Genomic DNA, 23,846 nt, shown 5'->3' with positions numbered 1-23,846 from the left:
AGCGGGCGGTTGGCCCGAAACAGGGGACGGCATGGACCAGCGCCTCATGACGGATTTGAAATCGACCATCCGCAGCATTCCGGACTATCCGAAGCCGGGTGTGGTCTTTCGCGACATCACCACGCTTCTCGGCGATGCACGCGCTTTCCGCCGCACGGTGGATGAACTCGTGCAGCCCTGGCCGGGATCGAAGATCGACAAGATCGCCGGCGTCGAGGCGCGCGGCTTCATTCTCGGCGGGGCGGTCGCGCATCAGCTCTCGGCCGGTTTCGTCCCCATTCGCAAAAAAGGGAAGCTGCCGCACGAGACCGTCAGGGTCGCCTATTCGCTGGAATACGGCATCGACGAGATGGAGATGCACCGCGATGCGATCACGCCTGGCGACCGTGTCATTCTCGTCGACGACCTCATCGCGACCGGCGGGACCGCGGCCGGTGCCGTCCAGCTGCTGCGTAACCTCGGCGCCGATGTGGTCGCCGCCGTCTTCGTCATCGACCTGCCGGACCTTGGCGGCGCGGAGAGGCTGCGCGGCATGGATGTGACCGTGCGCACGCTGATGGCCTTCGAGGGACATTAGGACGAGGGACCAGGCTTCCCCTGCGTGCCCCGTTTCCTTATCGGTACTTCGGGAAATACCACTTATCCGCTTCGGGCGTCATGATGTTGCCGCGCAGGGCAGCGGCCGGGCGGCCGACGATCTGAGCCGGATCGCGACGAGCACACCGACAGCGCCGGCAAATCTGATAGACCGCCAGCCAGCCGAAGCCGATCGAACGCTCGTTGAGCGCCATTGCGAGGTCATGAACGTAACGGATCGGCTTCGTGAAGGTGGTCTGCATGACAATGAGCCCAACCTCCCGCATGCCCCATCCATGGAGCTCCCGCGCCAGGGCCGTGGTCGCCCAGGGAACCGTCAACGTTCTTTGGCCGCAACCGACGATGATGAGCTTTGCCTGGCGATCAAGGGGTGCGAGCGAGCGGTGCCGGATGAGCGGCGAATAGAGCTTGTGGGCGCCGCTGGCTTGTGCCGGCGGCCAAAGCTGGCCCTGCGGCGCAAAGAATCGCTCCCGATCGATAGCGTATTTTTCGCGCCATTGATCGGCTGTCTCCCGTGTCCGATCGTCATCCGCATCGAGATTGATGAGATAGTAGCCGGTCCATCTCATCGGCAGCCCGTCATTTTAAGCGATACGTAGGCGGCAACATCGCGCCCATATCACTGAACGACAATGCCGCTCATTGCCAAAGCGGGCATCGCAACCGCTGCTGATCGTCTGTCGCGCGAAATAGCGGCTGGCAGTTTCAAGCCGGGTGTTCGACCGACCTCTCCCAGAAAACCACGCCGTCGAAGGCGAAGACCTGCTCGCCGAGCTGGTTATGGGCGGTGTTGTGATGGAACACGAGCCCCCATTGCGGCCGCGAGGCCGATGGTCGCTTGTTGGTGATAGCGGTGCTGTAGGTCAGGCGATCGCCGGCATAGACAGGCTTCAGCCATTTCACATGGCGCAGCCCGGGTGAGGGGCCGAGCCGGGCGGCGTGCCCCCGCCGCGCGATCGCCTCGACGGCAGCGACGCTGCGGCACGCCCCCATGAGCTTCATCCAGACGGCGGCCGTATGCCAGCCGGAGGCGCAGAGCCCGCCGAAATGGCTCGCGCGGGCTGCCGCCTCGTCGAGGTGAAACGGCTGGGGATCAAAGGCGCGCGCGAAGCGGATGATGTCCTCGGCCGTGAAGAGATAGTCGCCCAGCACCTGTGTCGCGCCGACCTCGAGCTCGTCGAAATAGCGTTGGGGTTCAACGACTGTCGATGCGGATGGGCTGTCGGCGGCGACCGGCTTGCGTTCCTCCGGCTGCCGAGGGATTGCTGGTGGGGCTATACGTGTTCCGAAGATGATCCAGTTGGTCTGGCGCATCAGCGGTGTTGCGTTCTGATTCACGACCGTGAAACGGAAGCGCACGAGCCCCATCTCCGGCCGGCTTCGCGATGCCCGCGTCTCCAACACCTCTTGATGCACGGTGATGCTGTCACCGGGACGCAGCGGCGCCAGCCACTCCACCTGCTCGATGCCGGGAGAGCCCATGGAATGCGCCTTCGCGAGAAGCTCATCGGCGATGGCACGCATGGTGAGGCAGCAGAGATGCCAGCCGGAGCCGATATGCTCTCCGAAAAAAGAGGTTTTCGCCTCGGCCTCACCGAGATGCATCGGCTGGGCGTCATATTCACGGGCAAAGGCGATGATATCGGCAGCGCTGACCGTTCGAGCGCCGTAGGTCATAGCGCTGCCGGGGATGAAATCTTCGAAGAACAGAAGGGACATGTCGACCGTCAGCCTTGCTCTGCATCATGATAAGGCCGGCAAGGCGCCCTGTGCCGTGCCGGCCGGTTGCCCAAGTCTAAAGGGCTTTTCCGCGACTGGGAACGACAGCCGTGGACTGAGCGCCGTCGGCTCATTAGAGGGCTAGGTGATGCTGCGCAGCACGTAATGCTCGTCCAAAGTCTGCGGCTGGCGGCCGAAGCGCCGGCTACCTGGGATGAGAATATCGGCATTGCCACGGACGATCTTGACCCGGTCGTAATCCGAATTCTTCAGCCCAAACTGATGCAGAGCGACGTCTTCCTCGCCCACCGCCTCGTGATTGACGAGGCCAGACGGGCCCCTGACCATCCGGACGCGTCCCCTGTAGCCGACGAGCCAACCAAATCGCATGCCACGCGCATCGAGAGCGCCCGCGAACTGATTGAGAAAGGGGCCGATGCCGAGATAGCACGCTTTGAGCGATATCAGGCCGACTTCGGCCAGTCCGTATTGACATAGTTTGTCTGCGAGCTGCTGCACGTTCAATCCCTCGATCAGAGAGGCATTGCCGTGACCTATGACGATCAATTTCGATCTCAGGTCGACCGAAGCCAGGGGCGAGGACCGGAGAAGGCCGGTTCCTCGCGATCGGCTCGCCAAGACGAAGATGCGCTCCACCGGGACTTGGTAACGACGGCTCCAGCAATAGGCGTGCGCGGCCGTCTGGCGGTCGTACATCGATAGGTTCAAAATGAAATATTTGCTCCACTTGCGCAGCATTAGCAGCCAGTTCGCTCGTTCGCGGATCACATGAAACGGGGGCTGTACGGATTGCTCACTGCGACATTGCCACGCACAGTCCGGATGCGCAGCGGATCCGGCAGTTTGATGCCGAGGCTGCGGCAAAAGGCGTCCTCTTCACTCGTCACCTCGTAGGCCTTCCCCAGAGAAGGGCCCTCCAGCCTGCTGAAGCCGCGATAGCCAATGAGCCAGCCGAAGCCGATACTTTGGAAGGCGAGGCCGCAGGCGAGCTCGTCGAGATACCTGCCCCGGCCAGCATGGCACGACTTGATCGATATCAAGCCGACCTGCCGCAAGCCCCATGCATATAGATGTTGAGCAAGTTCGGGCGGCGTCCAGTAGTTGATCGACCATTCGTTTCCATGAGAGACGATGATGAGCTTGGAAAAGTAGTCGGCTTCGGCGAATGATCCGCTGGTGAGAGGATATAGCGGCAGACAATCACTTCGGCTTGGCACTCCCAGCGAAAAGCAGCGATGATACGGTATCCCGTAGCGGATCTTCCAGGCTGTCACATGCTTGCAGGCATGAACGTCCTCTGCGCTGAGATTGACGACAAAGTATTTTTGCCACTTCATGCCGCCTATGATGGCATTGAGGTGAGAGATTGGTCAATGACTTGCAAATACTAAAAAATTAGCGAATATTTCAGTTGATTTTTTTCCTATTCTTCAGCCCTCTCCGTTTTTCCGGGGGCAAAAAGTCGTCGATGGCCCGCGCGTCGCCGGCGATCAGGGTCACCGGCTGCTGTGCAGGCGAGATCCAATAACGGGAACCGGTGCGGTGCAGGTGCTACGGCGACTTGACCAACAGCCTCAAGCCGGACGTCAGCTTAAGGTTCCGGCGGCGTTATGCGCCAGGCGGATGGGCTCGGGCAGTCGAAACTTCGGCGTGCAGGCGAGGGTGATTTCCACGGCCGAGGCGAGATCGCAGAGATGGCCCGGCGAGATATAGACGGGCTTCGTGCCGGCGCGCGTGCGCAAGGCGACGCCGATGGTCTCGCCCTTGTCGACGAGCGGGGCGGCGTTGCCCTTCTCTCGGCCGGGTTCGTCGTGCTGCCCGCAGAGCCGCGTCTTGCCGCAACCGATGGTGGGGAAATCGAGCCACAGCCCCATGTGGCTCGCAATGCCGAGCCGCCGCGGATGCGCAATCCCCATACCGTCGAAGATGAAGACGTCCGGTCGGTGGCGCAGCTTGCCGAAGGCCTCCTCCAGCACCGGGCCTTCGCGAAAGCTCAAGAGGCCGGGCACGTAGGGGAAAGGCGTCGGCATATGCGCCAGCACCGTCTCCACGTGGGTGAGATCGGGAAAGCTCACGACGACGACAGCCGCCTGGGAGACATTATTGCGCACGCTGACGTCGACGCCGGCAACGAGGCGGATGGCGGTGAGATCCAGCGGCCGGTCGAGGATCACGTCGCCCCTGAGCCGCTGCTGCAGCGCGATAGCGTCGCGCGGCGTCAGGTTCCAGTCGTGGCGGCGATGGAGCTGCACCACGTCAGTTGGCGAAGCGGAAGTGCAGCACGTCGCCGTCGGCGACGACATAATCCTTGCCTTCCAGCCTGAGGCGCCCGGCATCGCGCGCGCCGGCCTCGCCCTTGCCGGCGACATAGTCGTCATAGGCGATGGTCTCGGCGCGGATGAAGCCCTTCTCGAAATCCGTGTGGATGACGCCCGCCGCCTGCGGCGCGCGCGTGCCGCGGGTGATCGTCCAGGCGCGAGCTTCCTTCGGACCGACGGTGAAGAATGTCACGAGACCGAGAAGCTCGTAGCCCGCCCGGATCACCCGATTGAGGCCGAGTTCGACAAGTCCGATGGCATCGAGATAGTCCTTTTGCTCCTCGGGCGGCAGCACGGCGATCTCGCTCTCAATCTTGGCGGAGACGACGACGGCCTTGGCGCCTTCCTGGCGCGCGTGCTCCATGACCTTCTCGGAGAAGCCATTGCCCTTGTCGGCGGATGCTTCCTCGACATTGCAGACATAGAGCACGGGCTTGGAGGTGAGGAGGCCGAGGCCGACAAAGAGCTTCTCTTCCTCGGGCTTGCGTTCCACCAGCCGGGCGGGCTTGCCCTCGCGCAGCAGCACGAGCGAACGGTTGATCAGGTCGAGGCTCTCCTTGGCCTCCTTATCCCCGCCACGCGCTTTTTTGTCGAGCGTGGTCAGGCGGCGCTCGAGGCTTTCGAGATCGGCGAGCATGAGCTCGGTCTCGATGATCTCGATATCGGCGAGCGGGTCGATCTTGCCCTCGACATGGGTGACGTCGCTGTCCTCGAAGCAGCGCACCACATGGGCGACGGCATCGACCTCACGGATATTCGCGAGGAACTGGTTGCCCAGGCCCTCGCCCTGGGAGGCGCCGCGCACCAGCCCGGCGATGTCGACGAAGGTGAGCCGCGTCGGAATGATCTGCGCCGAGGTGGCGATCGCCGCCAATGTGTCGAGCCGCGGATCGGGCACAGCCACCTCGCCGACATTGGGCTCGATGGTGCAGAAGGGGTAATTCGCCGCTTGCGCGGCGGCCGTCTGCGTCAGGGCGTTGAAGAGCGTCGACTTGCCGACATTGGGCAGGCCGACGATGCCGCATTTGAAACCCATATCCTACTCCTTCGCGGCGTCGCGTTCGCCCACGCGTTTCACATCCGTCCAGCCGCGCGCATCCATGGCGAGATGCACCTTGTTCTGAAAACTCGCGTCCTCGCTCTTGGCGAGCAGGCCGGCGTGCTCGGCCATCGCTGCCGTCAGATCCTCGACCCAGGCCATCTCACCCTTGCCGAAGTCGTTGAGCACATAGTTCAGGACGAGCGCCTTGTCGCCGGGATGGCCGATGCCGAGCCGGGCGCGGCGATAATCATTGCCGAGATGGGCGGTGATGGAGCGCAGCCCATTATGGCCGGCATTGCCGCCGCCCGTCTTCATCCGCAATTTGGCGGGCGCCAGATCGAGCTCATCGTGAAAGACGACGATCTGCTCGAGCGGCACCTTGAGAAAGCGCGCGGCCTCGCCGACCGCCCGGCCGGACTCGTTCATGTAGGTCTGCGGCTCCATGAGCAGCACGCGCTCGCCGGCGATGGTCGCTTCCGCGACGAGGCTGTGAAAGCGCTGGCGCCAGGACCCGGCGGAATGAGCGCGGGCGATCGCCTCCACGGCCATGAAGCCGATGTTGTGACGATTGAACCGGTAGCGATCTCCGGGATTGCCGAGCCCGACGAAGATGAGCATGGCGTATCTCGCGTGGTCGGACGGGGCCCATCAGGGCATCCGGAGGCCTGCCTGGTGCTGCATGAAGGGGAGGAGGCGGCGGGCCGCTTCCTCCCTCGTCAACCGTTTGCGGAAGGGCAATCCCTTCCGCATGCGGCTCTCACTCGGCCGTCGTTTCGGCGCCGGCAGCCTCAACCGCCGCCTCGGTGTCGAGCTTGGCCGGCGCGACGATGGTCGCCACCGTGAAATCGCGCTCGTTCGTTGCCGCGCGTGCGCCCGCTGGGAGCTTCACGTCGGTCAAGTGGATCGAGGCGCCGATTTCGAGACCCGTGACATCGACCTCGATCGCTTCCGGGATGGCATCGGCCGGTACGATCAGCTCGATCGCATGATGGACGATATTGATCGTGCCGCCGGCCTTGATGCCGGGCGAAGCAGCCTGGTTGATGAAGTGCACGGGCACCTCGACGCTGATCGTCGCATCCTTGGTCACCCGCAGGAAGTCGACATGCACCGGCGTATCCTTGACAGGATCGAGCTGGTAGTCGCGCGGGATGACGCGGGTCTTCTCGCCATCGAGATCGATCTCGAAGATCGACGTGAGGAAATGGCCGGCGAAGATGAGGCGCTTCGTCTCGTTGAAATCGAGTGCCACGGGGGTGGCGGGCTGGCCGGCGCCGTAGATCACGGCGGGAACCTGGCCTTGGCGACGAACGGCACGGGCGGCCCCCTTGCCGACCCGTTCGCGCGCCACAGCCTTGATCTGTTTCGTATCGGTCATGGCTTGACGGTCCTTACATGGTGGTCGGAACGCAAAAGAGCCGCGCCATCGCGCGGCCTCGCCGTCCCGGTGGGCGCCATTGCACCCGGTCCTGAGAGCGCGCCCGTGCCTCCAGGGGTGTCTGGCGGGCGCGCCGCGCTTATAGCGCCGATCGGCAGGAAAGCAAAGCCCGCGGCGGCGAGCCTTCAGGCCGGGACGAGGCCAAGCCGCGCGTCGCGGCGGCGCAGCCAATGCACGATGGGCATGGCGAGGAGCACCATCCAGGCTTTGCCGATCACCTGGCCGGCGAGGAAATCCAGGCTGCCGAAAGCGATGAAGAGGAAGACGGCGCTGTCGACCAGGAGGCCGACCAGGCTCGATAGCGCGACTGCGAGCACGAAGCGATGGCGCTGCAGGGGTGTATAGACCGCGAAATCGGCGAGTTCCGACAGCAGGAAGGCGAGGGTGGAGGCGATCACGATCGCCGGCGGCGCGAGGAAGGCGGAGATCACCGCCCCTGCGATGATTGCCGCAAGCGCCATCCCCGCGCCGAGGCGGCGCTGCACGATGTCGCGCAGCACGAGCGCCAGGCCGATCATCAGCACGCCGCTCGGCGCATCGATACCCGGTGCAACGGGAATGAGGCATGGGCCGTTCGGCACGCAAGTCGTGCCGAGATGACCGATGAGCCAATTGGCGGCCGGTATCGTCAGGCCGAACAGACAGAGGGCGACAAGACCCTCGACGAGGCGTCGGCGCGCGATGGAGGCATCAGCAAGCGTGTTCATGCGAAAATCCGGTTCGGATCAATCAGCGGGCGTTTCGCCCTGCCAGCGTGCCCAGCCGGCGGCGCGCAGGCTGCAGGCGGGGCAGGTTCCACAGCCGTAGCCCCAAGGGTGCCGCAGCGATCTGTCGCCGAGATAGCACGTGTGGGTCTCCTCGACCACGAGGTCGACGAAGCGGGCTCCGCCGATCTTCTCGGCGAGCGCGAAGGTCGCCGCCTTGTCCTGCCACATGAGCGGCGTCTGAAGGACAAATCGGGCGTCCATCCCCAGATTGAGCGCCACCTGCATCGCCTTGATGGTGTCGTCGCGACAATCCGGGTAGCCCGAGAAATCCGTTTCGCAGACGCCGAGCACGATATGGCGGCAGCCGCGGCGGTAGGCGAGGGCGGCGGCAAAGGAAAGGAAGATGAGATTGCGGCCCGGCACGAAGGTGGTCGGAAGGCCGGTCTCGTCCGTGGCAATCGCGACGTCGCGCGTCATCGCCGTTTCGGAGATCGCCCCGAGCGCATCGAGCTGGACGAGGTGATCCTCGCCGAGTTCGCCCGGACCGCAGATCCCGCCCGCGAGGCGCTCGCGGATCACTTGCCGGCAGGCGAGCTCCACGCGGTGGCGCTGGCCATAGTCGAAGCCGATCGTCTCGACATGGGCATAGCGGTTGAGCGCCCAGCCGAGGCAGACGGTCGAATCCTGACCGCCGGAGAGGAGGACAAGGGCCCGGTCGTCGGCGAGATGCGCCATGGCCGCTTCGCCTCCCGCAATCCTCAGCTCATGTCAGTCGAAGAGGCTGGAGACGCTCGATTCCGTCGCGGTGCGGCCGATCGCTTCGCCCAGCAGCGGCGCAACGGTGATGGTGCGGATGTTGCGCGCCACCTTGACCGCCTCGGTCGGCAGGATGGAATCGGTGATCACCATTTCCTTGAGCTGCGAGGAGGCGATGCGCGCAACCGCGCCGCCCGAGAGCACGCCGTGGGTGCAGTAGGCATAGACCTCGCGGGCGCCATGCTGGAGCAGGGCCTCGGCGGCATTGCACAAGGTGCCGCCGGAATCCACGATATCGTCGACGAGAATGCAGGTGCGGCCTTCGACATTGCCGATAATGTTCATGACCTCGGACTCGCCGGGGCGCTCGCGCCGCTTGTCGACGATGGCGAGCGCCGCATCGATGCGCTTGGCGAGCGCGCGGGCGCGGACCACGCCGCCGACGTCCGGCGAGACCACCATGACATTGTCGAGGTCGAGCCGTTCCTTGATGTCGCGCACCATCACCGGGGCGGCAAACAGGTTATCCGTCGGGATATCGAAGAAACCCTGGATCTGACCGGCATGAAGATCGACGGTGAGCACGCGGTCGGCACCGGCATGGGTCACCATATTGGCGACCAGCTTGGCCGAGATGGGCGTGCGGCCCGTCGCCCGTCGGTCCTGCCGCGCATAGCCGAAATAGGGCATCACCGCCGTGATGCGGCGTGCCGAGGAGCGGCGCAGCGCATCGATGATGATCAGCAGCTCCATCAGATGGTCGTTGGCCGGGAAGGACGTCGACTGGACGACGAAAACATCCTCGCCGCGCACGTTCTCGAGCAGCTCGACGAAGACCTCCATGTCGGCGAAGCGCTTGACCTGGCAGGCGGTGAGCGGAACCTCGAGATAATTCGAGATGGCCTCAGTGAGCGGGCGATTCGAGTTGCCCGCGACAAGCTTGATCGAGGCTTTCATACGGCCGGTTCCGTGCTTGATGATGCGGCGCGACTTGAGCGGGGCGCTTGATGTCATAATGCAGACATATTCGATCCCGCCGGGCTCATACCAGCCACGGCGCGCGCGAACAATAGCAGCGGTGCACGAAATGCTCGTGCAAGATGTCTCATCCTAACATAAATGGCCGGCAGGGCCGACTGCCGTTGGAGGTGCTCTGCCATTACGCGTGGCCGGTTATTCGCCGGTCAGTTACTCGTCGGCGAACCCCAGGGCGCTCGTCGACGTTCCCGAAGTCGTGACGGATGTGGTCGCCGCAACGCTCGTCGATGTCGTCCCTGGCTGAGCAGCCGTGCTCGTCTGCGCATCTGAGGCGAGAAAGCCGGCGACCTGGTTCATGCTCGCCGTGGCGACACCGGCGATGGTCGCCTGATCGAGTGCGGTCCAGGCATTGCCGCCGGCCGCGGTTCGCACGGGGCTCACGCCCTCGATCCGCTTCGCCCGGCGCTTGTCGCCGTCGAACACGTCCCAAACATAGGCGATCTCGGTATGGCCGTCCTGGCGGTCATAGGCCGTGACATAGCCTTTGATCCGGTAACGCGCATCCTGGCTTGGAACGAGCTCGATTTTGCGGGCGGCGGCTGCGGTGGCGAGCGCCGACGTGAGTTCGGTCTTCACCGTGTCGGGAGCGCCCTCGATGCTTTCGAGCGCGACCGGCATGCCGGGCGGAGCGTTCATCGCCACCGTATTCGTCTGGCAGGCGCCGAGCACCGGACCCAGCATCGCGCCGATAACAAGCATCCGGAGCGACGTCGATCTTGTCTGCATCATGCAGCTCGCAGCCTCCGAATCACCGACTGAACACTTAATGGAATGTTAAACTCTACGCCTCGGAACGCTCCAGGTCCAGCTTGAGGCAACATGTTGAGCGTTAACCGTTAATCCCGTCGGCGGAATTGAGCGCAATTCCGAGCCCCGGACTGCCGGAAATGCTTGCGTGCGTCATGTGAAAGCGCAACTTAGCAATATCGGGAACGGGGATGACGATGATGGGACGGGTGTCGCGATTGAGCTGGGCACGACGGCTCGCACCGTTGATCTTGCTGGCGGCCGCTGTCGTCCTCCCGATACGCTGCGAAGCCGCGACACCGGAGCAGGCGGCAGTCAATCCGCTGCGCGCGGAACTCGACAGCGGCTTCAATCGGATGTGGGGCAATCTCGATACCGCGGCTGACAGACTGGAGACCATTGTCGCGGCGCTGCCCTTCGCGCCGGCCGATCTCGTCACCGCGACGGATAGGATATTCGACCAGGCCGTCGATCCGGAATGGGCCATGGCCAAGGCGCTCGCCGTCGCGATCGTTGTTCTTTTCCTGCCGCTCCTGCTCAGTCGCTTTGCCGTGGCTCGCTTTCGAACATGGGGCTCCGCAGGTCCCGATGCGGGGGCGATCGCCCGGCGGGCGCTTCTGGATATCCTCGCGCTGGCGCTAACTATGGTGATTGCCGTTCCGCTCGGGCGGAGGCTTCTGCAAGGCGCGGCGCTCATCGACCTCCTGGCTGTGGGGCTCGTGACGGCGGCGGTGCAATGGCGCATCTGGATGCTGCCGTTCCGCATCCTGCTGCGGCCGGGGGAGCCCAGCTTGCGGCTCGTCGCTGCGGATGACGCGCGGGCGCGGCAAGCCTATCTCGCCGCCGGGGTCTGCTTCGCTTTCGGTTTCCTCATCGCTAAATATCTGCCGCTGGCGGTCGATGCCGGCATGACGGTGCCGAGCGCTCAGGCGGCGAGCCTCGTGGTCGGCGCTCTGATCGCGCTTGGTGCCTTGCTGGCGCTGCAGCGCTTCTTTGCCGGGGCGCATGGCTGGCGCAAGGCCGTCGGCAACGCCTGCAAAGTCATGGTGGTGGTCGCCTGGGGGCTGTGGACGATCGGCCTCAGCATGTTGCGGTTCAACGCCTATAACATCGCCTTCTGGGCGATGGCGGTCGTTCTCATCGCCTTCATCATCGAGCGCATGCTGTCATTCGCCATCAGGGGGCGTGCGGACCTATCGGCGGTGCACGGCAAGCATCAGTTCTCGCCCCTGCACGTCGCCCGACGCATGCTGGTGGCGGTTGCCAGTGCCACCGTGCTCGTGATGCTCGCGCGATCCTGGTTGGTGGACGTGCTCGGGATCTTCACCTGGGAGGAGTTCCGCGTCTTCGACCAGGCCATGGTGATGGTGCTCACCGTTCTCCTTCTCGGCTATCTCGCCTATGAGCTCCTCGGCCTGTGGACCTCGCGGAAATTCGGCCATGCCATGCTCGCCCTGCCTGGCATGCATGCCGACGACAGCGCGCCGGCAGGGGCGCCTGTCACGTCGCGGCTGTCGAGCATCATGCCCATTCTCCGCGGCTTCTTCGGCGTGCTGATCGTGGCGACGGCGGTGCTGCTCGGCCTCGACCGGTTGGGGGTGAATATCTCGCCGCTCCTTGCCGGCGCCGGCATCTTCGGGCTCGCCTTCTCCTTCGGCTCGCAGGCGCTGGTGCGCGATATCGTCTCCGGCATCTTCTTCGTGGCCGATGATGCCTTCCGGGTCGGCGAATATATCCAGGCCGGCAGCCACAAGGGCACGGTGGAGCGTCTCTCGATCCGCTCGGTGCGCGTGCGCCACCAGAACGGCCAGTTCCACACCATCCCCTATGGCCAGCTCGGTGCCGTCACCAATTTCAGCCGCGACTATGCCACCTTGAAATTCAACCTGCGGCTGGCGCGCGACGCCGACGTCGAGAAGGCGCGCAAGCTCGCCAAGGCGGTCGGTGTGGAACTGGCGGAGATGCCTGAATATGCGGAGGAGTTCCTCGCTCCCCTGAAGATGCAGGGCGTCACGGACATCGAGCCGACGGCGCTGTTGTGCCGCTTCAAATTCACGGTCAGGCCCGGCAAGCAGACGATGATCCAGCGCGAGGCGGTCAAGCGTCTCCACCGGGCGTTTAGCCAGAACGGTATCGAATTCGCCTCGAATGCGGTCGTCGTACAGGGCCATAACGCGTCAGCGCAGGCCGTTGAGCTGGAGAGCGCCGGAGCCGCGGCAACAACGCTGGCAAAGCCGGTGCGGGATCAGGTCGCCTAAGGCACGCTCACGCCAACGGGACACCGACGATCAGGTCGCGGCAGAGATAGCGCACCGTCTTGCCCGAATGGGCGAGCTGCGCCTTGCCCACCTCGGCAAAGCCGAGCGCCGCATGGAACGCATCGGAAGCCGGATTCGGCGGATCGCTGTTCACCTCGCAGACGACCCGCTCATGCCCAGCCGCGGCCGCGCGCTGGAACAGAGCGTCATAGAGCATGCGGGCCAATCCGCGGCCGCGCATCGCCGGGGCGACGACCACGCGATCGACATAGACGAAGCGCGGGAAGCGTTCGCGGAACCACAGGAAGTTCGGGCTGTCGTAGTCCGCGTCCTGATCGAAGGCGAGAAGGAGGGCATCCGCATCACCGATGCTGCAGGCGAGAAAGGCCTCCTCGACAAGTTGCGCCATGCGCGCGGCGCTGACAAAGGAGAGTTCCGTTGCGTGGGCGTTGTTCAGGAGGAGCAACGGTGCCTGCGAGCCGAGAGGTTCGCGGAAGAGCGAGGGCAGGAGGGGGAGGATTTTCGGTTCAGTCATCGATTTTCCAGATCATCAATTCTCCAGGCCATCGGTTATTCAGAAACACACATCGACAGGGACGCCTATCGGCAACGTTCGGCGCTGAAAATCAAGTCGGGCCGCGGCGAAGGAGCGCCACCCCTTGACCTCGCGCCTGTCCGGGGTCACGTCATGGCCATGGCTATCGGACGCGAAATCGATCCCGGCGAGGAAGCGCGGAACGAAGCGCTCATCGTGGAATCCCCTGAGGAGGCGGACGATGTCGCGTCGGGAATCGATCTCGGCTTCGCCGACAAGGCTCCCGCATCGCTGAAGGCCGGCGCGGCGATCATCCGGGATTTCTGGCAGACGGCGCCGAACGGCCCCGGCGTCTACCGGATGATCGATGCCACCGGCGACGTGCTCTATGTCGGCAAGGCACGGTCCATCAAGAAACGCATTGCGGCCTATGTCCGCGGCATCGGCCATGGCGGCAACCGCACGGCGCGCATGATCGCTGAAACGGCGGCGATGGAATTCGTGACGACGGCGACCGAGACCGAGGCGCTGCTGCTCGAAGCCAATCTCATCAAGCAGCTGAGGCCGCGCTACAATGTGCTGCTGCGGGACGACAAGTCCTTTCCCTATATCCTGCTCACCGGCGACCATGCCGCGCCGCAGCTGGTGAAGCATCGCGGCGCGCGCAACCGCAAGGGCGACTACTACGGGCCCTTCGCCTCGGCCGGCGCCGTGACGCGCACCGTGAATGCCCTGCAGCGCGCCTTCCTGCTGCGCACCTGCACCGACAGCTATTACGAGAACCGCACGCGGCCCTGCCTGCTCTATCAGATCAAGCGCTGCTCAGCCCCCTGCACAGGCGAGATCGACCCCGCCGACTATGCCGGGCTCGTCGCCGAGGCGCGCGCCTTCCTGTCCGGGCGCTCCACGGCGGTGAAACGGTCGCTCGCCGATGAGATGCAGAAGGCCGCCGAAGCGCTCGAATTCGAGCGCGCGGCGCGCTATCGCGACCGCCTTGCCGCTCTTTCGGCCGTACAGGCGAGCCAGGACGTCAATCCCCAGTCCGTAGCGGAGGCCGATGTTTTCGCCATCGATCTCCAGGCCGGGCAGTTCTGCGTGCAGGTCTTCTTCTTCCGGAACTGCCAGAACTGGGGAAATCGCGCCTATTTTCCCAAAGCGGACGCCGGAATGTCGCCGGCGGACGTGCTCGCCTCCTTCATCGTGCAGTTCTACGACGACAAGCCCTGCCCGAAGCTGCTGCTCATCTCACATGATCTCGCCGAGCAGGGACTTCTCGCCGACGCATTGTCGACCCGCGCCGGCCAGCGGGTGGAGGCCGCCACGCCCCGCCGCGGCGAAAAGCGTGATCTGGTCGACCATGCGCTGAAGAATGCGCGCGAGGCACTGGGGCGGCGGCTCGCCGAAGATTCCTCGCAGGAGAAGCTGCTCGCCGGGCTCGCGGAGGCCTTCGGTTTGACCGCGCCGCCGCGCCGCATCGAGGTCTACGACAATTCGCACATCATGGGCACCAACGCGGTCGGGGCGATGATCGTCGCCGGCCGCCAGGGCTTCATGAAATCGCATTATCGCACCTTCAACATACGGTCCGAGGATCTGACCCCAGGGGACGATTTCGGAATGATGCGCGAGGTGCTCCACCGGCGTTTCGCGCGGCTGCTCAAGGAAGCGCCGCGTGGGAACGTCGCTTCAACGTCGGCAACGGACGCAGCACTATCGGAGATCGCGTCCCCTCTCCCCGGCGGGGAGAGTGACGGGGTGAGGGAAACTTCTCCCTCCAATAATGAGTTCGACCTCCCTCACCCGGCCGCTTCGCGGCCGACCTCTCCCCGCCGGGGAGAGGTTGGCACCGGGTTCGAGGGCGAGATGGAGGTCGAGGAGGGGCTCGACGACGAGGAATTTCCCGCCTGGCCGGATCTCGTGCTGATCGACGGCGGGCGTGGGCAATTGGAGGCTGCACGCGGTGCACTCGCCGAGATCGGCGTGACGGACGTGCCGCTCGTCGGCGTCGCCAAGGGCGCCGACCGCGATGCCGGCCGTGAGACCTTCGTGATGACGGGCCGGGCGCCCTTCAAGCTCGCGCCGCGCGATCCCGCGCTCTATTTCGTCCAGCGCCTGCGTGACGAGGCGCATCGTTTCGCCATCGGCACGCACCGCGCGAAGCGCAAGCGCGCCTTCACCAAGAGCCCGCTCGACGAGATCGCCGGCATCGGTCCGGCCCGCAAGCGCGCGCTCTTGATGCATTTCGGCACCGCCAAGGCGGTTTCGCGAGCTTCTCTCGAGGACTTGCAGCGTGCGCCGGGCATCAATGCAGCGACGGCCAAGATCGTTTACGATTTCTTTCACGAGAATCAGGGTTGACTGGCATGGCCGATGGCGCCGCATCGAAACCGTTGACCTCGGCGGATATTCGTGATCCCACCGAGAGTAACGACGGGCAGCCCATGTATCGCGCGCGAACCTTCAATCTGCCCAATATGCTCACCTACGGGCGCATCCTGGCTGTGCCCGCGCTGGTCGTCTGCCTGTTCTGGCCACAGGATGCCTGGACACGCTGGCTCGCCTTCTCGATCTTCATCGCCGCGGCGATCACCGATTATTTCGACGGTTATCTGGCCCGCGCGTGGAAACAGCAGTCGGCGCTCGGGCGCATGCTCGACCCGATCGCCGACAAGCTCCTGGTCGCCGCGAGCCTCCTCATGCTGGTCGCCGGCGGCACCATAAACAGCTGGTCGCTGTGGGCCGCCATCATCATTCTGTGCCGTGAGATCCTGGTGTCGGGCCTGCGCGAATTTCTCGCCGAGCTGCAGGTCAGCGTGCCGGTCACCAAAGTCGCGAAGTGGAAGACGACGCTGCAACTCGTCGCGCTCGGCTTTCTCGTCGCGGGGCCCGCCGGCGACGACGTCGTCACCGGCATCACGCGCATCGGCCTCGGCCTCCTTTGGATCGCCGCGGTGCTGACCCTATATACGGGCTTCGATTACTTCCGTGCCGGGCTGCGTCACCTTCTGGAGGAAGACCGGCGCGGGCAGTAAACGGGGCTGTCGTCATCCCGGAAGCGCCGCAGGCGCTGTCCGGGATCCAGAAACGATGCGCATGCAATTGAGCGCACTCCGATGTCGTGCCTCTTCGGCCGGCCTCATCGGTTCTGGATCCCGGGCTCGACCCTTCAGGTCGCCCCGGGATGACAACGGAACCGGCAAGCATGAGGCCCCAAGGACCATGTCGGAAGTCAAGCTCGTCTATTTCGCCTGGCTGCGCGAACGCGTCGGTCTCGCATCGGAAACCGTCGCTCTGCCGCCCGAGGTGACGACCGTCGCCAGCCTGATCGGCTGGCTCAAGTCCCGCGGGGAGGGCTACGCGGCCGCCTTCGCGCAGGGCGACGTGGTGCGCGCCGCCATCGACCGTCGGCATGTGCGCGGTGATGCCTCCCTGGCCGGAGCGCAGGAGATTGCGTTTTTCCCGCCGATGACGGGCGGCTGATCATGGCCAGCATCCGCGTCCAGGAAGCGCCCTTCGATCCGGCCGAAATCGCCGGCGCGCTCACCGCAGGCCGGACCGATATCGGCGCCGTCGTGACCTTTACCGGCCTCTGCCGCGACGAGGGCGGAGAGCTCGCGGCGCTCGAACTCGAACATTATCCCGGCATGGCGGAGGAGGAGATCGCGCGCATCGTCGCCGAGGCGGAGCGCCGCTGGCCCCTGCAGGGCGTAAGCGTCGTCCATCGCCACGGCCTTATTCGGCCGGGCGAGGTGATCGTCGCCGTGGTCACGGCCTCCGCCCATCGCCAGGCGGCCTTCGAGGCGGCGTCCTTTCTGATGGACTATCTCAAGACTTCCGCCCCCTTCTGGAAGAAGGAGCACCGGGCGGACGGCAGCAGCGACGGCTGGGTCGCGGCCAAGGCGAGCGACGACGAAGCTGCGGAGCGTTGGCGGTATTAGTTTGCCGGCAAACTCATGAGCGTGCGCTGAGACACGTATAAAAAGACTTCATTACTGCTCAATCTGGCGGCAATCGCCGGCTTGCGCTACATCCCTGTGCATGACCATCCACGGGTACCATACGGCGGCCGGCCGCGAGGCTTGGCGCGCGGAGCTCCGCGCGACCCTGTCGCTCGGGTGGCCGCTCGTCCTGACCAATCTCGCGCAGACGGCGATGACGACGACGGACGTCATCATGACCGGGCGGCTCGGCGCGCATGTGCTCGCGGCCGGCGCGCTCGGCACCAATCTTTATTTCGCCGTGCTCATCTTCTGCATCGGTCTGGTCACCGCGACGGCGCCGATGGTGGCGCGCGAGATCGGCCGCAACCGCCATTCCGTGCGCGAGGTCCGCCGCACGGTACGGCAGGGCCTGTGGTCGGCCGGTCTCATCTCGATCCCTGCGTGGCTCATTCTGTGGAATGGAGAAACGATCCTGCTCGCCTTCGGACAGCAGCCGAACCTCGCGGCTGCGGCCGGCGACTATCTGCGGACGTTGCAGTGGTCGGTGCTGCCCTTCCTCGCCTATCTCGTGCTGCGCTCCTTCATGTCGGCGCTGGAGCGGCCGCTGTGGTCGCTCGCCATCGGGGCGGCGGCCATTCTGTTCAATATCGGGGCCAATTGGTGCCTGATGTACGGCAATCTCGGCTTCCCGGCCCTCGGCCTGCCGGGCTCCGGCATCGCCACGAGCCTGTCGAGCACGCTGCTCTTCGCGGGGCTTGCCACGGTCGCGCTCACCGACCGGCGCTTCCGCCGCTATCACCTGTTCGGCCGGATCTGGCGGGCGGATTGGCCGCGTTTCGTGGAGTTCTGGCGCCTCGGGCTGCCGATCGCCGCGACGCTCGCTTTCGAGGTGACGATCTTCAACGCCGCCGTCTTCCTCATGGGATTGTTGGGCGCAGCGGAACTCGCCGCCCATTCCATCGCCATCCAGATCGCCTCGCTCACCTTCATGGTGCCGCTCGGCATCGGTCAGGCGGCGACGGTGCGCGTCGGCCGCGCTTATGGCGCCGGCGATCCCGATGGCGTGACTCGGGCCGGCTGGACGGCCTTCGCGCTCGTCTTCGGCTTCATGTTGCTCACCGCGACCGCCATGATCACCATTCCGGAGGTGCTGGTCAGCGCCTTTCTCGATGTGCGCGATCCGGCCAACGCGCGGGTCGTCAGCCTCGCCGTCACCTTCCTCGCCTTCGCCGCGCTGTTTCAGGTGGTGGACGGCGGGCAGGCGGTCGCCATCGGCATGTTGCGCGGCCTGCACGACACGCGCGTGCCGATGATGATTGCAGCGACGGGATACTGGGTGCTGGGCTTGCCGCTCGGCGCTACGCTGGCCTTTCCGCTCGGCATGCGCGGAGCGGGCATCTGGATCGGGCTCGCGACGGGCCTGGCGATTGTCGCGAGCCTGCTGATGTGGCGCTGGATGCGGCGCGACCGGCTCGGCCTGGTCGGCGGTATAAGGCGTCCGGTTGAGCTCGCACCGGCGCATTAGCTTTCCGCCCTGGGCTGCACATGCGCGCCCAGGGCGGGATTGTGTTACGCCGCCTTCGCTTTGGGCAGCACCTCGCGCGAATAGTCTTCCATCAGCGTCTGCGTGATGGCGGCGGGTGTGTAACGATAGGGGCCGATCTCGCCGACGGGCGTCACCTCGGCGGCGGTGCCGCAGATGAAGCATTCGCTGAAGGAGGAGAGCTCCTCCGGCAGGATCGTGCGCTCGTTGACGGCAATGCCGCGGCGTTTGGCGAGTTCGATCACCGTGCGGCGGGTGATGCCGTCGAGGAAGCAATCCGCTGTCGGCGTATGCAGCACGCCGTCCTTCACAAAGAAGATATTGGCGCCGGTGCATTCGGCCACATGGCCGCGCCAGTCCAGCATCAGCGCGTCGGCATAGCCCCTGCGCTCGGCTTTATGCTTGGAAATGGTGCAGATCATGTAGAGGCCGGAGGCCTTGGCCTTGGAGGGAATGGTCGCCGGATCGGGCCGGCGGAAGTCGGCCATGTCGAGGCGGATGCCCTTGAGGCGTGCCGCCGGATCGAAATAGCTCGGCCATTCCCAGCTGGCGATGGCGAGGTGGATCTTGTTGTTCTGGGCGGAGACGCCCATCATCTCCGATCCGCGCCAGGCGACGGGCCGCACATAGGCGTCCGGCTTGCCGTTGGTCTTCACGACCAAGGCCTTGGCGGCGTCGATTTCGGCCGCCGTATAAGGGATCTCGAAATCGAGCAGCCGGCCCGACTGCAGGAGGCGCTCGGAATGTTCGGTGCTCTTGAAGATGGCGCCACCATAGGCGCGCTCGCCTTCGAACACGCAGGACGCATAGTGCAGTCCATGCGACAGCACATGCACGGTGGCATCCTTCCACGGCACAAGAACGCCATCGAACCAGATGGAACCTTCGCGTTGGTCGAAGGGGATAGCAGACATCTCGGGATCTCCTCGGCGATTCCCCGCGGTGGGCCCGGTGCGTGACGCACAGCTAATCTGTTCGCGCACCAACCCGTTAAGGTTCTTTCCTTTCGCGGATGACACTTGACGAGTAACAATCAGCCTGAAATATGTCAATAAGGCTGACATAAAAATGAGGAGGACCGGAGTGGCACGATCGAGTATCGAGACTGTTGTGCCCGGTTCGACCCGCCCCGCAGACGATCGCCCCGTGGCGGCAGGCGAGACTACTCCGAGCCCGGATTACGAGCTGATCGAGCTCCTCTTCTTCGCCTATCGCGATTTCGTGAGCGATCCGGATCGCATGCTCGGCGACTACGGCTTCGGCCGCGCCCATCACCGGATTCTGCATTTCGTCGGTCGGCAGGCCGGGCTGACCATCGCCGAGCTGCTCGACATTCTCCGCATCACGAAACAGAGCCTCAATCGCGTCCTGAAAGAGCTCATTCGCGACGGCTTCGTCGAACAGCGGGCCGGCGTCACGGACCGCCGCCAGCGGCTTCTTTTCCTTACCGAGAAGGGCAAGGAGCTCGCGCTCGCCATGTCCGAGGTGCAGCAGGAACGCATTGCCCGCGCGCTCGCAAAATGCGACGCTGGAACGCGCGAGGCTGCGCTGCGCTTCCTGTTCGCCATGATCGATCCGGACGACAGCGCCCATGTGGCACGCCTCGTCTGGAAAGGAGCCGCACCGAGGCCGTGACCCGCATCGACGTGGTGGAACCGAGACTGGCGGACGACGCGCCGCATCTGCTCGTGGTCGACGACGACCGCCGGCTGCGGCAGCTCTTGACGCGCTTTCTCAATCAGCACGGCTACCGGGTGACGGCGGCGGCCACGGCGGCGGAGGCCGAGGCCAAGCTCGCCCATCTCGTCTTCGATCTCATCGTGCTCGACGTCATGATGCCGGGCGAGAGCGGTTTCGACTTCGCCCGCCGGCTACGGCAGGATTCGGGTGTACCCATCGTCATGCTGACAGCGCGCGCCGAGCCGGCCGACCGGGTCCAGGGCCTGGAGATCGGCGCGGACGATTATCTGCCCAAGCCCTTCGAGCCGCGCGAGCTGCTGCTCAGAGTCGCCAATATCCTGAAACGCCTCTCCAACGAGGCGAACGAGACGAGGCCGCAGCGCGAGGCCGTGCGTTTCGGCGATTTCATCTTTCGGCTGGATCGCGGCGAACTGCGCCGCGACGGCGAGATCGTACGCATCACCGATCGTGAACGGGAGATCCTCACGATCCTCGCCGATCGCGCCGGCGAGCAGGTGCCGCGGGAAGACCTCGCCGGCAATGGCGCCGCGGCCAGCGAACGCACGGTCGACGTGCAAATGAACCGATTGCGGCGCAAGGTCGAGCGTGACCCGGCCAATCCCGTTTATCTGCAAACCGTGCGAGGCATCGGCTATCGGCTCGTCGTGGACGGATGACCTTTCTGCAGCTGGTCAAGACCATCAATGGACCCGGCCCCCTGCTCGACCGCATGGCCCGCCGGATCGGCAGCCTCTTGCCGAAGGGCCTCTATCCGCGCACGCTGATCATCGTCATCGCGCCCTTCATCATCCTGCAGTCGGTCGTCGCCTATGTCTTCATGGAGCGCCACTGGCAGCTCGTGACCCGGCGGCTGTCGTCGGCCGTGACGGCCGATATCGCCGCGCTCATTGATGTCTATGAAAGCTACCCGCAGGACGCGGATGCGACGACCCTGACGAATATCGCCAGCGAGCGGCTTGGCCTCGACGTCGACTTCCTGCCGGAGACGGATCTGCCGCCGCCCGGGCCGAAGCCCTTCTTCTCGATCCTCGACGCGGTTCTCTCCGATGAGATCCGCCGGCAGATCGGCCGCCCGTTCTGGATCGATACGGTCGGGCGCTCCAATCTCATCGAGATCCGTATCAAGCTCGACCATCGCATCATGCGGATCATCGCCCGGCGCAGCCTGGCCTATGCGTCGAACTCGCATATCTTCCTGATGTGGATGCTCGGCACCTCGATGGTGCTGCTCGTCATCGCCATTCTTTTCCTGCGCAACCAGATCAAGCCGATCTTGAGGCTCGCCAGCGCCGCCGAGAGCTTCGGCAAGGGGCGCGACGTCAGCTTCATGCCGCGCGGCGCGCGCGAGATCCGGCGGGCGGGCCAAGCCTTCCTCGAAATGCGCCGGCGCATCGAGCGCGCCATGGAGCAGCGCACCACCATGCTCAATGGCGTGAGCCACGATCTGCGGACGATCCTGACCCGCTTCAAGCTCTCGCTCGCCTTCATGGAGGAGGGGCCGGAGCTCGAGGCGTTGCGCGGCGACGTCGACGAGATGGCGCGGATGCTCGAGGCCTATCTCGCCTTCGCGCGTGGCGACACCACCGAACAAGCGGTACCGACCGACATCGCCGAGCTATTGGAGGCGGTGCGATCGGACCTCGAGCGCCAGGGCGACGACGTGCGCATCGAGGCTGAGGCGCCGCTCATGGTCACCCTGCGGCCGGACGCCTTTCGTCGGCTGCTCCTCAATCTCCTCGCCAATGCCATCCGCCACGGCACCCGGGTCGTGGTGACGGCGACCTCCGATGGACGCTGGCTGACGCTGACCGTGGACGACGACGGCCCGGGCGTGCCGGTCGACATGCGCGAGGAGGTCTTCAAGCCCTTCCTCCGGCTCGACGAAGCCCGCAACATGGATTCGGGCGGAACGGGCCTCGGCCTCGCGATCGTGCGCGACATCGCCCGGGCGCACGGTGGAGAGGTGACCTTGACGGATAGTCCGCTCGGCGGCTTGAGGGCGCTTGTGCGCCTGCCGGTGTAATCAGCGTGCTGCGGGCGTGTGTTGTCGATTCCTCAAGGGGGCGGCATCGCAGCTGATCGTGGGACGCGGGCCTTACCTCATGGCGGAATTGTCCTCCCCTGAGGGAGGGATCGGCGCGACGGAATTCAGCGCCGCCGGTGGGTGAGGGGAGCGCGCGAGACGAGAAGCTTGTCGATCCGCGCGCCGTCGAGATCGACGATCTCGAAGCGCCAGCCGTGCCATTCGAAGGATTCGCCGACCTGCGGCAGGCTCTTCAGCACGGCAAGCACGAAACCGGCGACGGTGTGATAGTCCCGGTCCGGGTCGAGGCGGATATTGAGGAGATCGGCCAATTCATCGGCGGGCGTCGAGCCGCCGATGAGGAAGGAGCCGTCGGCGCGCTCGACCACCCGCGGCTCGTGGTGCTCGTCTTCGCCGTGGAAGGCCCCGGCGATGCCGGAGAGCAGATCGGCCGGCGTGACGATGCCTTCGAAATTGCCGTACTCATCATGCACGAGCGCCATCGGCACCTGCGAGACGCGCAGCCGCTCCAGCACCGACAGGGCGCTGAAGGTGTCGATCACCACCGGCGCCTCGCGCACCAGCTCGTTCACGTTCCATGGCTTGCCGGAGAGAAAGGCGTTGAGCATGTCCTTCGCCTGGATGACGCCGACGGCGACGCCCTCCGCGTCCATGGCCGGCAGGCGGGAGCGGCGGCTGTCGAGGACGGTCCGACGGATCGTCTCCTCGTCGTCGGTGAGGTCAACCCAGTCCACGTCCGGCCGCGGCGTCATGATGGCGCCGACCGAGCGGTCCGCCAGCCGCATGACGCCTGCAATCATCTGCCGCTCCTCGGGTTCCAGCACCCCGGCAGTCTCGGCTTCGGCGACCAGTGTCTTGATTTCCTCGTCGGTGACGCCCGCCGATTGCTCCTGGCGCGCCCCGAGGAGGCGAAGGGCCGCTTCCTGGGAAACGTAGAGCAACCAGGCGAGTGGCGCGCAGATCCGCGACAGCACGACCATCGCCGGGGCGACGGAGGAGGCCACCGATTCCGGATTGCGCAGCGCGAGCTGCTTGGGCACGAGCTCGCCGACGACGAGCGATAGATAGGTGATGAGCCCGACGACAAGGCCGAAGGCCAGCGGGTCGGCCACCTCCGCCCTCATGCCCCGGCTCACCAGCACCGCCGTGAGCCGCCCGGCGAGCGTCGTGCCGGAGAAGGCGCCGGCCAGCACGCCGATGAGGCTGATGCCGATCTGCACCGTCGAGAGAAAGCGTCCGGGATCGGCGGCGAGTTGCAGGGCCGCATTGGCGCCCTTGCGGCCGTTCGCCGCGAGCGCCTTGAGACGGGGGATCCGCGACGACACGACGGCGAGTTCGGACATCGCCAGCAAGCCGTTCAGGAAAACGAGAACGGCGACGACCAGAAGTTCGAATATCACCATGACGAATTGGTCATAGCACGCGGGATCTATCCGCCGAC

The 23,846-nt window shown here is 65.1% G+C and carries 25 protein-coding genes; 10 read left to right on the top strand and 15 right to left on the bottom strand.

What is annotated here, in order from left to right:
• Nucleotides 1–46: 46 nt before the first annotated feature.
• The gene (locus ACFQU1_RS07305; protein ID WP_378131606.1) at nucleotides 47–577 is read left to right on the top strand and encodes an adenine phosphoribosyltransferase; all 531 of its coding nucleotides are present in this window, start codon (nucleotides 47–49) and stop codon (nucleotides 575–577) included.
• A gap of 37 nt (nucleotides 578–614) precedes the next feature.
• On the opposite strand, the gene ACFQU1_RS07300 is transcribed toward ACFQU1_RS07305, so the two are convergent.
• The 12 genes from ACFQU1_RS07300 to ACFQU1_RS07245 form a co-directional block, all read right to left on the bottom strand.
• Complete coding sequence (locus ACFQU1_RS07300; protein WP_378130828.1) at nucleotides 615–1,166, bottom strand: hypothetical protein; 552 nt, start codon at nucleotides 1,164–1,166, stop codon at nucleotides 615–617.
• Between the two features lie 136 nt (nucleotides 1,167–1,302).
• Entirely contained in the window at nucleotides 1,303–2,316 is a 1,014-nt protein-coding gene (locus ACFQU1_RS07295; protein ID WP_378130826.1) for a MaoC family dehydratase, read from the bottom strand.
• A gap of 141 nt (nucleotides 2,317–2,457) precedes the next feature.
• Nucleotides 2,458–2,835 (bottom strand): hypothetical protein, encoded by a 378-nt coding sequence (locus ACFQU1_RS07290; RefSeq protein ID WP_378130824.1) that lies wholly within the window; start codon nucleotides 2,833–2,835, stop codon nucleotides 2,458–2,460.
• Between the two features lie 266 nt (nucleotides 2,836–3,101).
• A complete protein-coding gene (locus ACFQU1_RS07285; protein WP_378130822.1) occupies nucleotides 3,102–3,674 on the bottom strand; it encodes a hypothetical protein in 573 nt (190 codons plus the stop codon).
• Nucleotides 3,675–3,923: 249 nt separating this feature from the next.
• Complete coding sequence (gene nfi, locus ACFQU1_RS07280; RefSeq protein WP_378131604.1) at nucleotides 3,924–4,589, bottom strand: deoxyribonuclease V; 666 nt, start codon at nucleotides 4,587–4,589, stop codon at nucleotides 3,924–3,926.
• A gap of 4 nt (nucleotides 4,590–4,593) precedes the next feature.
• Nucleotides 4,594–5,691: a redox-regulated ATPase YchF gene (gene ychF / locus ACFQU1_RS07275; RefSeq protein ID WP_378130820.1), complete on the bottom strand. Its 1,098-nt coding sequence runs from the start codon at nucleotides 5,689–5,691 to the stop codon at nucleotides 4,594–4,596.
• A gap of 3 nt (nucleotides 5,692–5,694) precedes the next feature.
• Nucleotides 5,695–6,315 (bottom strand): aminoacyl-tRNA hydrolase, encoded by a 621-nt coding sequence (pth, locus tag ACFQU1_RS07270; protein ID WP_378130818.1) that lies wholly within the window; start codon nucleotides 6,313–6,315, stop codon nucleotides 5,695–5,697.
• 139 nt (nucleotides 6,316–6,454) lie between these two features.
• Nucleotides 6,455–7,075, bottom strand: coding sequence for a 50S ribosomal protein L25/general stress protein Ctc (locus ACFQU1_RS07265; RefSeq protein ID WP_378130815.1), 621 nt, complete (start codon nucleotides 7,073–7,075; stop codon nucleotides 6,455–6,457).
• Between the two features lie 185 nt (nucleotides 7,076–7,260).
• On the bottom strand, nucleotides 7,261–7,842 hold the full coding sequence (locus tag ACFQU1_RS07260) for a VUT family protein (RefSeq protein ID WP_378130813.1): 582 nt from the start codon (nucleotides 7,840–7,842) through the stop codon (nucleotides 7,261–7,263).
• 18 nt (nucleotides 7,843–7,860) lie between these two features.
• Nucleotides 7,861–8,577, bottom strand: a complete 717-nt coding sequence (queC, locus tag ACFQU1_RS07255; protein WP_378130811.1) for a 7-cyano-7-deazaguanine synthase QueC — start codon at nucleotides 8,575–8,577, stop codon at nucleotides 7,861–7,863.
• Between the two features lie 33 nt (nucleotides 8,578–8,610).
• The gene (locus ACFQU1_RS07250) at nucleotides 8,611–9,555 is read right to left on the bottom strand and encodes a ribose-phosphate pyrophosphokinase (protein ID WP_378130809.1); all 945 of its coding nucleotides are present in this window, start codon (nucleotides 9,553–9,555) and stop codon (nucleotides 8,611–8,613) included.
• A 231-nt stretch (nucleotides 9,556–9,786) separates the two neighbouring features.
• Complete coding sequence (locus tag ACFQU1_RS07245; RefSeq protein WP_378130807.1) at nucleotides 9,787–10,362, bottom strand: hypothetical protein; 576 nt, start codon at nucleotides 10,360–10,362, stop codon at nucleotides 9,787–9,789.
• Between the two features lie 212 nt (nucleotides 10,363–10,574).
• Here ACFQU1_RS07245 and ACFQU1_RS07240 point away from each other — a divergent pair, with 212 nt between their 5' ends.
• Nucleotides 10,575–12,641: a mechanosensitive ion channel family protein gene (locus tag ACFQU1_RS07240; protein WP_378130805.1), complete on the top strand. Its 2,067-nt coding sequence runs from the start codon at nucleotides 10,575–10,577 to the stop codon at nucleotides 12,639–12,641.
• Nucleotides 12,642–12,648: 7 nt separating this feature from the next.
• Here the strand turns inward: ACFQU1_RS07240 and ACFQU1_RS07235 are convergent, their stop codons facing one another.
• Complete coding sequence (locus tag ACFQU1_RS07235; RefSeq protein WP_378130803.1) at nucleotides 12,649–13,176, bottom strand: GNAT family N-acetyltransferase; 528 nt, start codon at nucleotides 13,174–13,176, stop codon at nucleotides 12,649–12,651.
• 159 nt (nucleotides 13,177–13,335) lie between these two features.
• Between ACFQU1_RS07235 and uvrC the strand changes: the two genes are divergently transcribed.
• The 5 genes from uvrC (at nucleotide 13,336) to ACFQU1_RS07210 (ending at nucleotide 18,642) form a co-directional block, all read left to right on the top strand.
• Nucleotides 13,336–15,534 carry an excinuclease ABC subunit UvrC gene (gene uvrC / locus ACFQU1_RS07230; protein ID WP_378131602.1) on the top strand — a complete coding sequence of 733 codons (2,199 nt, stop codon included), beginning with the start codon at nucleotides 13,336–13,338 and terminating at the stop codon, nucleotides 15,532–15,534.
• A gap of 83 nt (nucleotides 15,535–15,617) precedes the next feature.
• The gene (gene pgsA / locus ACFQU1_RS07225; protein ID WP_378131600.1) at nucleotides 15,618–16,208 is read left to right on the top strand and encodes a CDP-diacylglycerol--glycerol-3-phosphate 3-phosphatidyltransferase; all 591 of its coding nucleotides are present in this window, start codon (nucleotides 15,618–15,620) and stop codon (nucleotides 16,206–16,208) included.
• A 187-nt stretch (nucleotides 16,209–16,395) separates the two neighbouring features.
• Nucleotides 16,396–16,656, top strand: coding sequence for a molybdopterin converting factor subunit 1 (gene moaD, locus ACFQU1_RS07220; protein WP_378130801.1), 261 nt, complete (start codon nucleotides 16,396–16,398; stop codon nucleotides 16,654–16,656).
• A gap of 2 nt (nucleotides 16,657–16,658) precedes the next feature.
• Complete coding sequence (locus ACFQU1_RS07215; RefSeq protein ID WP_378130799.1) at nucleotides 16,659–17,114, top strand: molybdenum cofactor biosynthesis protein MoaE; 456 nt, start codon at nucleotides 16,659–16,661, stop codon at nucleotides 17,112–17,114.
• Between the two features lie 100 nt (nucleotides 17,115–17,214).
• Nucleotides 17,215–18,642 carry an MATE family efflux transporter gene (locus ACFQU1_RS07210; RefSeq protein WP_378130797.1) on the top strand — a complete coding sequence of 476 codons (1,428 nt, stop codon included), beginning with the start codon at nucleotides 17,215–17,217 and terminating at the stop codon, nucleotides 18,640–18,642.
• 44 nt (nucleotides 18,643–18,686) lie between these two features.
• Here ACFQU1_RS07210 and ACFQU1_RS07205 read toward each other — a convergent pair whose 3' ends face one another.
• Nucleotides 18,687–19,574 carry a branched-chain amino acid aminotransferase gene (locus tag ACFQU1_RS07205; RefSeq protein WP_378130795.1) on the bottom strand — a complete coding sequence of 296 codons (888 nt, stop codon included), beginning with the start codon at nucleotides 19,572–19,574 and terminating at the stop codon, nucleotides 18,687–18,689.
• 154 nt (nucleotides 19,575–19,728) lie between these two features.
• Between ACFQU1_RS07205 and ACFQU1_RS07200 the strand changes: the two genes are divergently transcribed.
• Genes ACFQU1_RS07200 through ACFQU1_RS07190 form a run of 3 tightly spaced genes read left to right on the top strand, consistent with a single transcriptional unit; the run spans nucleotide 19,729 to nucleotide 22,384 of the window.
• Nucleotides 19,729–20,295, top strand: a complete 567-nt coding sequence (locus ACFQU1_RS07200; RefSeq protein WP_378130793.1) for a MarR family winged helix-turn-helix transcriptional regulator — start codon at nucleotides 19,729–19,731, stop codon at nucleotides 20,293–20,295.
• Nucleotides 20,292–21,017, top strand: a complete 726-nt coding sequence (locus ACFQU1_RS07195) for a response regulator (protein ID WP_378130791.1) — start codon at nucleotides 20,292–20,294, stop codon at nucleotides 21,015–21,017. Before ACFQU1_RS07200 ends, ACFQU1_RS07195 begins: the two co-directional genes overlap by 4 nt.
• Nucleotides 21,014–22,384: an ATP-binding protein gene (locus ACFQU1_RS07190; protein ID WP_378130789.1), complete on the top strand. Its 1,371-nt coding sequence runs from the start codon at nucleotides 21,014–21,016 to the stop codon at nucleotides 22,382–22,384. The genes ACFQU1_RS07195 and ACFQU1_RS07190 overlap by 4 nt, the downstream gene beginning before the upstream one ends.
• A gap of 125 nt (nucleotides 22,385–22,509) precedes the next feature.
• Here ACFQU1_RS07190 and ACFQU1_RS07185 read toward each other — a convergent pair whose 3' ends face one another.
• Nucleotides 22,510–23,808, bottom strand: a complete 1,299-nt coding sequence (locus ACFQU1_RS07185; RefSeq protein ID WP_378130787.1) for a hemolysin family protein — start codon at nucleotides 23,806–23,808, stop codon at nucleotides 22,510–22,512.
• Nucleotides 23,809–23,846 lie beyond the last annotated feature (38 nt).

Source organism: Chelatococcus sp. GCM10030263, assembly GCF_042666455.1.
Classification (GTDB): domain Bacteria; phylum Pseudomonadota; class Alphaproteobacteria; order Rhizobiales; family Beijerinckiaceae; genus Chelatococcus.
Note: the sequence above shows the minus strand (reverse complement) of the source record. Positions and strands in the feature narration are given on the sequence as shown.